This window comes from Streptomyces griseoviridis (assembly GCF_005222485.1).
Taxonomy (GTDB): domain Bacteria; phylum Actinomycetota; class Actinomycetes; order Streptomycetales; family Streptomycetaceae; genus Streptomyces; species Streptomyces hintoniae.
In genome coordinates this window covers 326,659-341,066 of sequence record NZ_CP029078.1, presented here as the reverse complement: position 1 = coordinate 341,066, position 14,408 = coordinate 326,659, and the positions used below count along the sequence as shown (strand labels likewise).

Sequence of the window (14,408 nt, the reverse complement as noted above, 5' to 3'; positions counted from 1 at the left end):
CGCGCTCCGGGCCGGCCTCCCGGAGGCCGGCCCGGAGCGCGGTGCCGCGACGGCCGGGCCCGTCATCCGGTCAGCAGGCGCCCTCGTCCTGCCAGGGGCCCCACTCGGCCGCGCCCGGCGTCTCGTTCTGCGTCCACCACTTGGCCTTCCAGGTGTGGTGGGCGTAGGAGACCTCGGCGCCCGCGGTGTAGACCGCGGTCGCGCTCCACGCCGTCCCGCACCCGGTGGGCGGGTCCGTCGGCGTCGGGGTCGGGGTCGGGGTGGACTCCGGCGGGGTGGCGCCCGCGAAGGTGACCGAGTACTTCGCGAAGTCCCACGCGTTCTGCGCCACGCTCGAACACGTGCCCGACGTCTTGCCGTTGTTGTCGACCGGGGTGCACGGGCGGTCCCGGTTCAGGGACCAGAAGGTGAAGCGGTCCATGTGGTGACTCGTGGCGTAGGCGAGGACGGTCCCGAAGTCGGCCTGGGTGAAGAACTCCCCGGTGTCGCTGCGCCCGTTCATGCCGGAGAAGCCCTCGTGGGCGTAGGCGGTGGCCTGGTCCCAGCCGAAGGTCGACTGGAGGATCTGGTTGAAGGCGGTCAGCGCGCCGGTCTGGGCCGCGGCCCCGCCGAACCCGCCGTCGAACGGCATGATGGAGAAGTTGTTCGGCGTGAAGCCCTGGGACTTGGCCTCCAGCAGCATCTGCTTGCCGAACCAGCCGGTGCCGTCCGCCGTGCCCGCGGTGGTGACGGAGACGTAGAGCCCGGGGTTGTTCTGCTGGAGGATCTTCGCGGCGCCGATCTCGTTCCTGATCGCCGCGGTGTTCTCGTACTCCGGCTCCTCCAGGTCGAAGTCGATGGCGTGCAGGCCGTACTTGGTGACGACCTGCTGGTAGGCGGCGGCCGTCGCGGCGGGGTCCGCGCAGGCCTGGCCGAGCTTGGTGCCGCCGTAGCCGCCGATGGAGACGGACACGTCCCCGCCCTTCGCCCGGATCGCGGCGACGGCCGACTGGACGGCGGTGTCCGAGGAGACGGCGGCGGTGCCGTCCCAGGTCGGGGTGCAGCCGCCGCCGTTGGGGGCGAGGACGAACGCGAGCTGGAACGCCTTGAGTCCGGTGGCGTCCATGATGGCGGCCGGGTCGGGCGGGTTGTTGTCGAGCGGCATCAGATAGGGGGCGGCGGCGTACCACCGGTCGCTCAACGCGGTGGTCGCGCCGGACGCGTCGGTCGCCACCAGGGCGGTCGTCGCGGCGGCCGCGGCGGTGACCGCGGTGAGCGCGGCGAGGCATGCGCGGAGTCGTCTCACTCTGTACCTCCAGTGGGGGAGGCGTCCCAGGGTGGCGAGACTGAGATGATCACGTCAATGGATTGGTCTAGTCCAAGGGCGGAGTTTGGTCCGGACCATGCCCGCGCTTTACTCGGCCGAAGGCCCGCCTCCCTTCCTCGCGTTCACCACCATGAACATGCTTCACGTGGGTGTGCATGGCCGGGGTCGCCGTGCGAAGCTCGGTCAACTTCTTTCCACCGCAAGCCCGTTGGAGGAGAGTCCATGAGCATGTCCCGGCGCGAGATCCTCGTCTCGACGACAGCGGGGGCCGCGGCCCTGAGCGTCTCCCCGGCGGCGGCAGCCGGGCCGGCCGCGACCGGCGCGGCGCCACCGGAACGCACGCTGCGCGTCCTGCGCGACGCGGCCGACTACGCCGTCGCGAAGATACGGGCCACCGCACCCGCCGTCACCGGGTTCCCGGTGGGCACCCGCTTCGAGAAATGGGTCTACTCGCAGAACGGCGACTGGGTCGGCGGCTTCTGGCCGGGCACCCTGTGGATGGCCTGGCTGCACAGCGGCGACGACACCTTCCGCGCCCAGGCACTCGCCTCGGCGGCCCGGCTCGCACCCCGCCAGTCCGACACCACCACCCACGACCTCGGCTTCCTCTTCACGCCCTCCTGGGTCACCGCCTGGCGGCTGACCGGCGACGACACCTGGCGGACCGGCGCCCTGCGGGCCGCCGACTCGCTGATCACGCGCTACAACCCGCGCGGCCGCTTCCTGCGCGCCTGGGGCGCGCTCGACACCCCGGACAACGCGGGCCGGGTCATCATCGACACGATGATGAACCTCGACCTGCTGGCCTTCGCGAGCGCCAGGACCGGCGACCCCAGGTACCTGGACATCGCCGTCGCGCACGGCAGGACGGCCCAGCGGGTCTTCCCCCGCCCGGACGGCTCGATCCCGCACGTGTACGACTTCGACCCGGACACCGGCGCGCCCCTCGGCCCCGGCACGGTCCAGGGGTACAGCCCCGCCTCGTCCTGGTCGCGCGGACAGGCCTGGGGCGTCTACGGGTTCACCACCCTGTACCGGCGCACCGGGGACCCCGCGTTCCTCGCCACCGCGCGGCGGCTCGCCGACTACGCGGTGGGCGCCCTCGGCCCCGACCACGTCCCGGTCTGGGACTTCCGCGCCCCGCAGCAGCCCCACGACGTCAAGGACGCCTCGGCCGGCGCGATCCTCGCGTGCGGCCTGCTCGACCTGGCCGCCGCCTCAGGGCGCGGCGCCTACCGGGAGGTCGCCCTGCGGCTGCTGACCGCGCTCGCCGAGACCTGTCTGACGCGGGCGTCGAGCCGCGCCCAGGCGGTCGTGGCGCGCTGCACCCGCAACCGACCGGCCGAGGACGGGGTCGAGATCTCCCTCCCCTACGCCGACTACTACCTCCTCGAAGGCATCCTGCGCGTCCTGCGCCCGGCCGAACTCGACCGCGCCATCGACCTGTCGGGGCCCGCCGGCCACCCGCAGGCCGCCTGAGACGAGACCGCGGCCCGGCCCCCCCCGCCTTCCCCTCCACCTGGCCCTCGCTTCCCCATCCACCGGGGCCCGGCTCCCACACCCACCCGGGCCCGCCAACTCGTACCGCGCCCGTGCGCTCGCTCGTGCCGCGCCCGCGCCCGCCCGCTCGTACCGGCCCGCCGCCGTCCGCGCCGGGCCGGTCCGGGCCCGCCGGGATCGTCGGCCGGTGCTGCACGTCCGGCCCCGGACCCGCAGCCGTATCGCCCTGTTTCTACCTATCCGGTGAATCGGACGGGCCGCCCGTGTAGCCGCGCCCCGCCTGGGCAATCACCCGTGGGCCGCATCCGGCCGGGAGAGAAAATCAGGAAAGGTGACGGACTCATGCGCGCAGAGGCCACCCAGCGGGTCGCACTGGTCTTCACACTGCTGGACGCGAACGGCAACGGCGTTCTGGAGGCCGAGGACTTCGCGCTGATGGGCGACCGGGTCGTCGCCCAGGCAGGGGCGTCGACCCCCGAGGCGCAAGGTCGGCTGCGGGCGTCCTTCGACCGGTACTGGACGACGCTTGTGACCGAACTCGACGCCAACGGCGACGGGGTGATCAGCCTGGAGGAGTACACCGCCTGCGTGCTGACACCCGAACTCTTCGAGGCGACGATCGCCGAGTTCGCCGAGGCGCTCGCCGCCCTCGGCGACCCGGACGGCGACGGGCTCATCGAACGGCCCCTCTTCGCCGACCTGATGATCGCGATCGGCTTCCGGCGCCCCAACATCGACCACCTCTTCGACGCCTTCGAACCCGACGCCGACGACCGGATCCAGGTGCGGACCTGGGTCGAGGGCATCAAGGACTACTACGACCCGAACAAGGCGGGCATCCCGGGCGACCATCTCGTCGCCGCCGCCGTGGCCTGACCCCGCGGCCCGGCGGGCCACCGACCACCGACAGAACACCGCGCCGTCGGCGCCCCCGGCCGGCCGCGCCGCCGACGGAACGGCCACGGCGGGAAGACCCTGCGAGGAGAAGGCTCGATGACGACAACGACCAGTGCACGCCCAGGGGACCGAGGCGGCGAACCCGAACCGAGGCCCGCCCCCGGGGTGGTCGCCGGGGTCGGGCGGACCGCGCTGATGGTGGCCGCCGCGCGGGCGATCGAGTCCGGCCGCCCGGACGCGCTGGCCCAGGACCCCTACGCGGCGCACTTCGTGCGCGCGGCAGCCGCGGGCGGGGAGTGGCCGCTGCACCCGGACGAGGTGCCCGGAGGAGAAGCCGACCCGCTCTGGGGCCGCCTCGGCCGCTACTTCGGCCTGCGCACCCGGGTCTTCGACGACCATCTGCTGCGGCAGGCCGAGGCGGGCGTCCGCCAGTTCGTCCTGCTGGGCGCGGGACTCGACGCCCGCGCCCACCGGCTGCCCTGGCCGCGCGACTGCACCGTCTACGAACTGGACCGGGCATCCGTGCTCGCCTTCAAACAGCGCGCGCTGGACGCCCTCGACCCGGCCGCCGCCACCCCGCGCGCCCGGCGGGTGCCGATCGCCGCCGACCTGCGGCTCGACTGGATCGACTCGCTCTCCGCGACGGGCTTCGACCCCGACCTGCCGACCGCCTGGATGGCGGAGGGCCTGCTCCTGTACCTGCCCTCCACCGTGGAGAACCGGCTCGTCGACATCATCGACGCCTACAGCGCCTCGGGCAGCACCCTCGCCTACGAGGTGAAGCTGAGCATCGAGACGGAGGCCGTGCGCACCTCGCCCATCTACGAGGCGGCGAGCGAACGCATCGGCATCGACATGATCGCCCTGTTCGACCCGGACCCGAGGCCCGACTCCGTGGCCGACCTCGCCGAGCGGGGCTGGCACACGGAGACCCACATCCCCTTCGACCACTCCCGCCGCCTCGGTCGAGGGCCCCTGCCGTTGCCGACCGACGCCCTCAACGCGAACCGCTGGACGTTCGCCGCCCTCGGGGACGAGAAGCTGCTGCCGGGCCAGGGCGTCAGGCGATGACCGTCTGCCGGTAGGGCACCACCCGCACCGGCCCCACGAGACCGTGGTCCTGACGCGCGACACCCCCGAACACCTCCGGCTGCGCGACCCGCAGCCGGTTGATGAGCGGGACCGCCACCTCGACGACGATCTCGTTCGCCCCGCGCCGCAGCGCCGACCCGAGGTCCACCACCGGATCGAGCCGGTCGGCGGGCGGCAGCGGTCTGCCGTTGACGGTGACCCTGAAGGTGTCGCTGACCTGCCCGAGTTCCAGGGTCGCGCCGTGCGAGGCGTCCCAGCGGGCGGGCAGCACCACCGTCGTGCGATAGCGGCCGATGCCCGCCGAGTCGGCCAGTTCGGGAATCCGGGACCACGGCAGCAGGGTGTCGAGGACCAGGTCCCGGCGGACCCGCTCGGTGCTGGTCGCGGACGCGCCGGGACGCCAGTCCTCGACCTCGAGCCGCCAGCGGCCCGGTACGACCGGCTCCGGGACGGTGGCGAAGGACGTCGTCACCGTCCGCCCCGTGGAGAGCCGGGTGGCGTACCGTCCCGCCGAGGACGCCCGCACCGCGAGCCCGCCCGGGGCGAAGCGGACCTCGTCGGCGTCCGTGCCCGTGGCGTACGGGCGGCCCCCGTTCCGGTCGCCGAAGAGACCGGGCCCGCCGAGGGCGACGATCGCGTTCTGCCCCGGCTGCAACCGGAGCCGCAGCGTGAAGTCGTCGCCCTCCCTGGTGTACCGGCCGAGCCGGGTGACCGTGCCCGACCACGGGTCGAGGAGATACGGCACGGCAGCGGAGCGCGAGGAGCCGCGGGCCGTGCGGCGCACCGTGACCTCGTGGTCGATCAGCGCCACCGGAGGCTTCACGGTCTCGGCGTGCTTGCCGTTGCAGAAGTAGTAGAAGTCGGCGTCGTCGGTGACCCGGTGGGCGTTGACGAGGGTCGAGGAGACGGCGTGCCGGACATCGGCGGTGACCCCCAGCCGGGCGAGGGCGTCACCCACGGCGGTCTTGTCGGTGATCCGCACCACATGGGGGAGCGCCAGCAGCCGGCCGAGCACATCGGTCAGCCGCGCGGTCTCGCCGTCCGCGGGCACCCCTGGCGTGACCGGCTGGTCGAACTCCCCGAGCAGGACCACGGGAAGCCCCTGGCGGGCCAGCGCGAGAACGGTGCGGGCGTCGTCCACCGAGAGCGTGGGAGCGGACGAGGAGAAGAAGTCGCCCTCGATGAACAGGGCCTTGTAGGCCGGTCCTTCGGGAGCGAGCCGGCCGCCGCGCACGGTCGCCGACGGCAGCGAGAGCAGCGGACCGCTGAGGAACTGGTGCGACCAGCCCAGCGGTACGCCCGTCGACGTGAACCAGGACGCGCCGATCCCGGTCGCCGTGTAGCCGGTCTGCCGGAACACCGCGACGTCCGCGCGGGCCGTGCCGGCCTGCAACACCTGGTGGACGCGGGCCAGATGACCGGCCACATCGGGGACGTGTCGCCAGGTCGGCTGACGCGGACCCCACGACTCGCCGTACCCGGCGGCGCCGTTGTACGGGCTGAACGCCGCGAAACCCGGCCAACTCACCTTCGGCGCGGTCGCGTAGGAGAAGCCGTGCAGCACCGTCTGGTTGACACCGGCCGCGTACGCGCCGCCCATGGTCCGCAGGAAACGGTCCCATGTCGTGCTGTACGCCGAGCCGTTGTAGGCGCCCGCCTCGCAGGACAGCACGGTGTGCCCGGCCATGTCACGGCCGCCGGCCAGACACCGGTAGTCGTCCAGGTTCTTGAAACCGAGCGACTCCCCCTCGGCGATGTCCAGCACCGCGGCGGACGCGATGGCGTCTGTCTGGAGGCCGTACGGCTGGGAACGCAGCTCCATGCGCAGCGCGTGCGCCCAGTCCCGCAGGGCGCCGAGGTGATGCCGGTTGAACAGACCGGAGACGGTCTCCCAGAAGTCGTGCCGGATCTGCCGGGTGAGCTGCGCCTCGAACGCGAAGACCTGGTTGCTCCGGTCGAGGACGATCGCGGGCAGGTACGGCAGCAGCGGGCGCCCGGTGTGCTTCTCGAACTCCTCGGGCAGCCTGGACGTCCAGTTCAGGCCGACCGTCTCCAACTCCACGGAGTCCTCGAAGAAGGCGCCGCCCGCGGCCCGCAGCAACTGCCGCAGGGCGGGCGTCAGGATGTTCCGGTCCCAGTGGCCGGTGACGGCGGCCGTGCCGGCCGGGGCGAAGTGGTCGACGACGTAGGACGCGGGCGTCGAGTGCGGCCCCGACTCGGGCTGTTGGGCCGAGCCGCGCTGCCAGTAGGCCAGCAGCACCCAGTCGCCGTCGTCCGGCGGGGTCCAGGCCAGCGCGCCGTCGGAGACCGTCCTGGTGAGGTCGCGGACACTGGCGGCGTCGAGACCGGTCTCCTTGCGGGTGGAGTTGGCGGTGTCGACACGGGCGGCCTGGACCGCGAGCAGACGCTGCCGGGTCACCCCGGCGGCGGGAGCCTGGGACGGCGCGGGCACCGGGCCGCGGTAGGGGGCGCCGCCGGTCAACTGGACGCGGCCGAGGACGAGTTCCTGGGCGGCAGCGTCGTCGTCGGGGCTCAGACCCGGCACGGCTGCGGGCCAACTGGGGCCCACCGTCAGGTCGATGGTGACCCCGCGTCGCGCCGCGCGCCGCAGGGCGGCCTCCACGCCGTCCCGCCACGGCTTGCTGCCCCAGCCGTGGTGGTCAGGGTCGAGCACCGACTTGTCCTTGATGCTGTGGTGCACCGCGGCGATCTCCATGCCGCCGAACCCCGCGTCGGCGATCTGGTCGATCTCCCGGGCGATCTCGGCCGGGTCCACCAGCCCGTCGGGCCACCACCAGCGGAACTTGGGCCGCACTGAGGCCGGCGGCCGGGCGAACCAGGCGGCTCCGGGAGCGTGGGACGTCGAGGCGGGCCGCGCGGACGCGGCGGCGGACGCGGGACCGGCGCCGAAGCTCACCGCGGCGGCGCCGGTGAGTCCGGCGGCCACACCGGCGGTGAGGACGGTACGGCGGGTCGTACCGCTTCGCTGCGGGACGGATTCGTGCATGAGGCATCCCCGGGTGGAGGTGGGACGGGTGGGAGAGGCGATGAGGAGGAGCGAGAAGAAGCAGGGAGGAGGGACGGGGTGAAGAGGAGGAGAAAGAGGCGAGCGGGATTGAATCGATTCAATCGAGGGCGACGCGGGAACGCTAAGGCCGCCGGACGAAGGGGGTCAAGATGCGTGCCGCAGATATCTCGGGCGCGTGGGGGGACGGGCGGGGGAGCGCGGGGTGGCGGCGAGGGCTTCAACGGCCCTGGTGGTGGGGGGTGATGCGGCAGGGCGGGGTGCGGATCGGGGCTCTGGCGGTACGGCGGGCGGGGTGCGGTTCGGGGCTCTGGCGGTACGGCGGGCGGGGTGCGGTTCGGGGCTCTGGCGGTACGGCGGGCGCGGCGGCGTGACGGACCGTCACAGTCTCGGCGGCGGGCATGGCGCCTCCTGGGTGAGCGCCGAACAGCCCCGCTGCGGACCCGTCTTCCGGCCGGACCCTACGCCCCCCGGCCGACCGGGCGCCTGGGGGAAGGGGCGTTGTCAGACCCGTGTGCGAGCGTGGGGACTGAGGCTGACGAGGAGTCGGCCGTATCGTCGTCGGAGGGGGCGGGATGACCGCGGGGGAGACGGGCTGGGCGGGAACGACCTGGGAGACCTGGCGCGACCACGACGCGATCCGACGACGGCTCGACGCCGGCGCCGATCCGGAGGCGTACGGCCACGGACGCCCGCTGCACCTGGCGGCCCAATGGGGCTCCGCCGAGGTCGTCGCGGAGCTGGCCCGCCGCGTCGTGGACGTCGACGCGACGGAGGACGGCGTCACCGCGCTGTGGCAGGCCGTCGTCGACCGCAGACCCGAGAACGCGCTGGCCCTCGCCGCCGCAGGAGCCGACCCGTGGCGCAGGTCGATCGGCGGCTGGTCGCCGGGCCGGCTCGGTCTGGCCGGCCCGACACCCGACCTGTTCGCGGTGCCGGCCGGTGAGCGTCTGACGGACGCCGAGCGCGCGACGGCGGTGGAGGCCGCGCGCCTCATCGACGCTCTCGGCAGCTTCCATCACGACGGCACGGGACTGGCCTGCGTCGCCGGGATCGACGCGGCGGAAGCGGTGCGCAGACTCAAGGCGACGCCGGCGCCGCGGGAGTTCGCGGACGGCGTGGTCGAGGACCCGTGGGATCACGAGCTGGACGAGACGCTGCCGCTCGTCGGCGTGACGTCCGTGCCGGGCGGCTGCGTGGTGACCCAGCCCTGGGGGTACGCGCCGCAGAGGACAGGCGTGCTGCGCCCGCTGTCCGCCGGGACCCTCTGCTACGGCCTGTACGCCAACCCCAAGAGCGGCAATCAGGGCCGCGTCGCGCGCGACGGCTCCATCATCGGCTCGGACCTCCACCCCGGGGGTGGGATCGACGAGGGCGACACCTCCGAGCAGGCGCTGTTCTCCTACCTGTACCAGGGCAACGCCATCGCCTACGCCTGCGCCTACGCGGGCCTGCGCCCGGTGGACGCCCGCGCGGTCGTCGGACCACCCGACCTGTGGGTCATGCTGCCGGATCGGGACTGACGGACGGGCTGACAGCGGGCCGTCGGAAGGGTTGGCATCGGCTCGCCCGCCCGTCTCGGCGGAAGCGTCGGCCTCGCCCAAGCCGCACGGCCCGGCGGAAGCGTCGTCATCGTCCCGGCGGCCCGTCCCGTCGGAGGCCCTGGCATCGGCCCCGGCCGCCCGTCCCGCCGGAGGCGTTGATGGCGTGCGTCCGCCTGCCCGTTCCGCCGGACGTATGGGCACCGCGCCCGCGGGCTGACACCGACGGCGCCCGCCCACAGTGGTGCTGACGTCGCCCTCCGCGCAGGAATTTCCCGTCAGCTATGGACCGGAAGGAGCTGTTCACCTACTGTCTAGACATGCCTGGACAGGTACACAAGCATCATCGCATCGCCCGCGTGCTCGCCGACGAGATTCGCGCCGGGGTCCATTCCGACGGCAGCAGGCTCCCCGGGGAGCACGCGCTCACCCAGCGGTTCGGCGTCAGTCGCACCACCCTGCGGCAGGCGCTCCAGGTCCTCGGCGAGGAAGGGCTGATCGCCACGCACGCCGGGATCGGCTCCTTCGTCACCTTCGACGGTACGCCGCTCGACAACCGCCTCGGCTGGACCCGGGCACTGGCCGAACAGGGCACCGAGCTGACCACCGAGACCCTCCGCTTCGAGGAGGTCACCGACCCGGAGCTGGCCGCCGCCCTGGGCCTCGGCCCCACCGCGTTCCTCGCCCTCGACCGGGTCAGACGGCTCCCGGACGGACGGGGCGTCTCCCTCGAACACAGCAGGGTCCCGGTCACCGAGAGCCTCGCGGGACTGCCGCGACGCGGCCTCGACGGCGGCTCGCTCAACCAGGCACTGGTCGCCGCCGGCCGGATCACCGACTCGGGAGAGGGCGTCGTGTCGGTGCGCGGCCTCGACGAGACGGAGGCCGCCGTCCTGCACCGCTCCCGGGGCGAGTCCTTCCTGCGCCTCACTCAGGTCTACCGGGCCGCCGACAACTCGGTCGTCGAGCACGTCAGCAGCCTGCTCGACCCCACCAGATTCGAACTGCACGTCCGCTCGGGCCGAGGAGGCCGACTGTGAACGACCGACTCGACCGCGCCCTCGGCGCCTTCTACGGACTCGCCCTCGGCGACGCCCTCGGCATGCCCACCCAGGTGATGTCCCGCGAGGACGTCGTCCGCGTCTACGGCACCGTCACCGGCTTCGAACCCGCCCGCCCCGACAACCCGGTCAGCGCGGGCATGCCCGCCGGTTCCGTCACCGACGACACCGAACAGGCCGTCATCGTGGGCCGGCTGCTCGACGAGGGAGGCGGCCGGATCGACCCGTTGCGCCTCGCGCACGAACTGCTCGACTGGGAGAAGGAGATGAAGGCCAAGGGCTCCTTCGACCTCCTCGGCCCCTCCACCAAGGCCGCGCTGGACGCCGTCGCGCGCGGTGTGCCGCCACGGGAGGCGGGCCGGCACGGCACGACGAACGGCGCCGCCATGCGCGTCACCCCGGTCGGGATCGCCTCGGCCGCCACCTCGCCCGACGAATTCCTCGACCGGGTCGTGGAGTCCTGCCAGGTCACCCATGACACGACGATCGGCATCGCGGGCGCCGCCGCCGTCGCCGCGGCCGTCTCCACCGGGGTCGACGGCGGCTCGCTCGCCGAGGCCGTCGCCGCGGCCGTCACCGCGGCGCGGGCCGGGGCCAGGCGCGGGCACTGGATCGCCGGGGCCGACATCGCCTCCCGCATCGTCTGGGCTGGCGACCTGGTGCGGGACCTCCCCGAGGCCGACGCCCTCGACCGGATCTGCGCCCTCGTCGGCACCAGCGTCGCCAGCCAGGAGTCGGTGCCCGCGGCCTTCGCGGTGCTCGCCGTCGCGGACGGCGACCCCTGGCGGGCCGCCCTGCTCGCCGCCAACCTCGGCGGCGACAGCGACACCATCGGCGCCATCGCCGGCGCCGTCGCGGGCTCGGTCACCGGCCTCTCGGCGCTGCCCGCCGACGCCGTCACGACCCTGCGCACCGTCAACTCCCTCGACCTGCACCCCCTGACCACCCGGCTGCTGGCCCTGCGCTGAACAACCCGACCCCCGGCAACCCTTCGCCCCCACGCCCCTCATCTCCGTCATCCCTGTCATCCCCGTCATTCCGCACCCTGCAAGGAGGTTCCGTCATGGCCGTTTCGAAGACGAACGATCGCGTCGGCGCCATCGAGACCCGGGGGATCGAACCGGTCCCCGACAGCGAACGGCACGGCCAGGCGGGCCAGATGTTCTGGACCTGGTTCGCCGCCAACATCAGCATCCTCGGGCTGCCGCTCGGCGCGACCCTGGTCGCGTTCCGCGGACTGAACATCTGGCAGGCCGGCCTGGTCGCGCTCGTCGGCTCCTTCGGGTCGTTCGCGCTGGTGGGGGCCCTCAGCATGGCGGGCAAGAAGGGCGGCGCACCCGCGCTCACCCTCTCCCGCTCCGTCTTCGGGCAGCGGGGCAACGCGGGACCGACCCTCATCACCTGGCTCAGCCGGGTCGGCTGGGAGACGATCACCACGACCACCGCGGCCTACGCGCTGCTCGCCCTGCTCGACACCGCGTTCGGCGTCGCCCAGAACACCGTGCTCACCCTCGCCTGCCTGCTCGTCTTCATCATCTGCACCCTGCTGATCAGCGGGCTCGGCCACGCCACCATCATGTGGATCAACAAGTGGGCCACCGTCGTCTTCGGCGTCCTCAACCTGATCGTGATGGGCTTCCTCGTCGCCACCGTCGACTGGTCCACCGTCCTGCACACCTCGGCCGGGCCGACCACCGGAGTGATCGCGGGTATCGGGTTCATCGCCGCAGGCACCGGCATCGGCTGGGCCAACGCGGGCGCCGATTACGCCCGTTACCTGCCCCGCGCGATCCCCGGCCGACGGCTGGTCGTCGCCTCCGCGTTCGGCGCGGGCATCCCCCTCGTGCTGCTGATCTCCCTCGGCTCGCTGCTCGCCGCGGGCGACGCGAGCCTCGCCACCGCCTCCGATCCGGTCGCCGCCATCAACGCGATGCTGCCGTCCTGGATGGCGATCCCCTACCTCATCGCGGCCTTCGGCGGGCTGCTCATGTCCAACCACCTCTCCACCTACTCGGCCGGGCTGACGATGATCACCCTGGGCCTGCGGGTGCCCCGCGCCCTAGCGGTCGCCCTCGACGTGGTCCTGATGTTCGCGGGCGGCATCTACTTCATGCTGATCGCCGACGACTTCTACGGCCCCTTCTCCACCTTCCTGACCCTGCTCGCCGTCCCCATCTCCGCGTGGATCGGCGTGATCGTGGTCGACTCGCTGCGCGGACGCGACTACGACTCCGAGGCGCTCATGGACACCACCCGCACCAGTCGCTACTGGTACGCGGGCGGCTTCCATCTGCCCGCCGTCACCGGCTGGGCCGCCGCGATCGTGGCCGGTCTGCTCTTCACCAAGGCGGCGACCAGCGACACCGACGTCTGGTTCGCCGGCCCGCTCTCGGACACCTGGTTCGGCGTGAACGGACTGGGCTGGGCCGTCGCGATGGCCGTCGGCGCCGCCGTGTACGCGGTGTTCGGCCCCCGCGCCGGCTCCGCGGCCCGCGACGGCGGCACGGCCACCCCGACCAGCCTCCAGGGGGCCGGACGATGAGCGGCCGGCTGATCCTCGCCGGGAACGTCATCGCCGACCTGGTGATCGAGGTCCCCGCGCTGCCCGAACGCGGCGGCGACGTCATCGCGACCCGCGCCGGGACGACCGCGGGCGGCGGCTTCAACACCCTGGTCGCCGCAGGACGGCTCGGCACCGAGGCGGTCTTCGCGGGTCTGCACGGCACCGGCCCGCACGGCGACCTGGTCCGCGCCGCGCTGGCCGCCGAGGACATCGCGACGCTGCTCGCGCCCCGCACGGACGGCGACACCGGATTCACCGTGGCCCTGGTCGACGGCGAGGGGGAGCGCACCTTCGTCACCAGCTTCGGCGTCGAGGCCACCCTGACCCGCGCCGACCTCGACGCCGTCACCGCCTCCCTGCGCCCCGGCGACCTCGTCCAACTCTCCGGCTACGGACTGGTGCTGCGCGACAACGGCCCCCTCCTGGCCGACTTCACGGCGGCACTGCCGACCGACATCACCGTCTGCCTCGACCCGGCGCCGCTGGTCGCCGACATCCCCGAGGCGGTCCTCGCCCCGGTCCTCGCCCGCACCGACTGGCTCAGCGCCAACGCCCGCGAGGCCCGCCTGATGACAGGGCTCGACGACCCGCGCGCGGCGGCGACCGCGCTGCGGGAACGGCTCGCCCCGGGCGCGGGTGTGCTCGTCAGGGCGGACAAGGACGGCTGCTGGCTGGCGACGCCCGGCAGACCACCGGTCCATGTGCCGGGGTTCCCGGTGGCGGCGGTGGACAGCAACGGCGCGGGTGACGCGCACGTCGGCGCGTTCCTCGCGCTGCTCGGCCAGGGCCACGACCCGCTGACGGCGGCGTCGGCCGCCAACGCGGCGGCGGCCTACGCGGTCGCCCGCCGAGGCCCCGCCACCGCCCCCGACCGACGCGCACTGGCGGAGTTCCTGGGCGAACACCCGCTGGCACGCGCGCTGTTCGGAACCGGCGGCCGGTAGCCGGACGCACCGGACCGGGGCGCGTGACGGCGAAACGGCGAAACACCTCCGCACGCCTCGGTCCGGTGCCTCTGCGGGACGTGCAGCCGGGGGGACCCGAGACGGGCCTCTGCCGAACGTGCGGCCGGGGGACCCGAGACGGGCCTCTGCCAGAGGGGGACCCGAGACGGCGGGCTGGCGAGAGAGCGGTTCGGCGGGCTGGCGAGACGGCGGGCCGGTGGAACGGCGGTTCGGCGGACTGGCGAGACGGCGGGCCGGCGAGGCGGCGCGGCGCTTGGGCCGCTGTCGGAGTCGAGGCGGAGGCGGCCCGCCTCCGCCCCCCCACGACACCGGAGAGCCGTTCCCGTCGAAGTCGCCGCGTCACCACCCGAGTTCAACCACACCGTGACGTGATGCCCCGACCGGGCACGACCGCGTCCTCCCACAGGTCTCACGGGGCCGGCAGCGGGCCGTCGATCGCGTCCGCCACTCCTTGCGGC

Annotated in this window: 10 protein-coding genes; 8 read left to right on the top strand and 2 right to left on the bottom strand. The window is 73.6% G+C overall.

Features of this window, described 5'->3' with window-relative positions:
• Nucleotides 1–70: 70 nt before the first annotated feature.
• A complete protein-coding gene (locus tag DDJ31_RS01340) occupies nucleotides 71–1,285 on the bottom strand; it encodes a carbohydrate-binding protein (RefSeq protein ID WP_164785063.1) in 1,215 nt (404 codons plus the stop codon).
• A 243-nt stretch (nucleotides 1,286–1,528) separates the two neighbouring features.
• Here DDJ31_RS01340 and DDJ31_RS01335 point away from each other — a divergent pair, with 243 nt between their 5' ends.
• The 3 genes from DDJ31_RS01335 (at nucleotide 1,529) to DDJ31_RS01325 (ending at nucleotide 4,774) form a co-directional block, all read left to right on the top strand.
• Nucleotides 1,529–2,785, top strand: coding sequence for a glycoside hydrolase family 88 protein (locus DDJ31_RS01335; RefSeq protein WP_127182151.1), 1,257 nt, complete (start codon nucleotides 1,529–1,531; stop codon nucleotides 2,783–2,785).
• 363 nt (nucleotides 2,786–3,148) lie between these two features.
• Nucleotides 3,149–3,682 carry an EF-hand domain-containing protein gene (locus tag DDJ31_RS01330; protein WP_127182152.1) on the top strand — a complete coding sequence of 178 codons (534 nt, stop codon included), beginning with the start codon at nucleotides 3,149–3,151 and terminating at the stop codon, nucleotides 3,680–3,682.
• Between the two features lie 117 nt (nucleotides 3,683–3,799).
• Nucleotides 3,800–4,774, top strand: coding sequence for an SAM-dependent methyltransferase (locus tag DDJ31_RS01325; RefSeq protein ID WP_127182153.1), 975 nt, complete (start codon nucleotides 3,800–3,802; stop codon nucleotides 4,772–4,774).
• Here the strand turns inward: DDJ31_RS01325 and DDJ31_RS01320 are convergent.
• The gene (locus DDJ31_RS01320) at nucleotides 4,764–7,802 is read right to left on the bottom strand and encodes a glycosyl hydrolase (RefSeq protein WP_127182154.1); all 3,039 of its coding nucleotides are present in this window, start codon (nucleotides 7,800–7,802) and stop codon (nucleotides 4,764–4,766) included. The genes DDJ31_RS01325 and DDJ31_RS01320 overlap by 11 nt on opposite strands.
• Nucleotides 7,803–8,395: 593 nt before the next feature.
• Between DDJ31_RS01320 and DDJ31_RS01315 the strand changes: the two genes are divergently transcribed.
• The 5 genes from DDJ31_RS01315 (at nucleotide 8,396) to DDJ31_RS01295 (ending at nucleotide 13,929) form a co-directional block, all read left to right on the top strand.
• A complete protein-coding gene (locus DDJ31_RS01315; RefSeq protein WP_127182155.1) occupies nucleotides 8,396–9,343 on the top strand; it encodes an ankyrin repeat domain-containing protein in 948 nt (315 codons plus the stop codon).
• A gap of 338 nt (nucleotides 9,344–9,681) precedes the next feature.
• Nucleotides 9,682–10,401 (top strand): GntR family transcriptional regulator, encoded by a 720-nt coding sequence (locus tag DDJ31_RS01310; RefSeq protein WP_127182156.1) that lies wholly within the window; start codon nucleotides 9,682–9,684, stop codon nucleotides 10,399–10,401.
• Nucleotides 10,398–11,390 (top strand): ADP-ribosylglycohydrolase family protein, encoded by a 993-nt coding sequence (locus DDJ31_RS01305; RefSeq protein WP_127182157.1) that lies wholly within the window; start codon nucleotides 10,398–10,400, stop codon nucleotides 11,388–11,390. The genes DDJ31_RS01310 and DDJ31_RS01305 overlap by 4 nt, the downstream gene beginning before the upstream one ends.
• A gap of 95 nt (nucleotides 11,391–11,485) precedes the next feature.
• Complete coding sequence (locus tag DDJ31_RS01300; protein ID WP_127182158.1) at nucleotides 11,486–12,964, top strand: purine-cytosine permease family protein; 1,479 nt, start codon at nucleotides 11,486–11,488, stop codon at nucleotides 12,962–12,964.
• Nucleotides 12,961–13,929: a PfkB family carbohydrate kinase gene (locus DDJ31_RS01295; RefSeq protein ID WP_127182159.1), complete on the top strand. Its 969-nt coding sequence runs from the start codon at nucleotides 12,961–12,963 to the stop codon at nucleotides 13,927–13,929. The genes DDJ31_RS01300 and DDJ31_RS01295 overlap by 4 nt, the downstream gene beginning before the upstream one ends.
• The last annotated feature ends 479 nt before the right edge of the window (nucleotides 13,930–14,408 follow it).

Coding starts and splice junctions, on each gene's coding strand:
- DDJ31_RS01330 (WP_127182152.1), top strand. CDS start 3,149: ATGCGCGCAGAGGCCACCCAGCGGGTCGCACTGGTCTTCACACTGCTG.
- DDJ31_RS01315 (WP_127182155.1), top strand. CDS start 8,396: ATGACCGCGGGGGAGACGGGCTGGGCGGGAACGACCTGGGAGACCTGG.
- DDJ31_RS01325 (WP_127182153.1), top strand. CDS start 3,800: ATGACGACAACGACCAGTGCACGCCCAGGGGACCGAGGCGGCGAACCC.
- DDJ31_RS01310 (WP_127182156.1), top strand. CDS start 9,682: ATGCCTGGACAGGTACACAAGCATCATCGCATCGCCCGCGTGCTCGCC.
- DDJ31_RS01300 (WP_127182158.1), top strand. CDS start 11,486: ATGGCCGTTTCGAAGACGAACGATCGCGTCGGCGCCATCGAGACCCGG.
- DDJ31_RS01295 (WP_127182159.1), top strand. CDS start 12,961: ATGAGCGGCCGGCTGATCCTCGCCGGGAACGTCATCGCCGACCTGGTG.
- DDJ31_RS01335 (WP_127182151.1), top strand. CDS start 1,529: ATGAGCATGTCCCGGCGCGAGATCCTCGTCTCGACGACAGCGGGGGCC.
- DDJ31_RS01320 (WP_127182154.1), bottom strand. CDS start 7,802: ATGCACGAATCCGTCCCGCAGCGAAGCGGTACGACCCGCCGTACCGTC.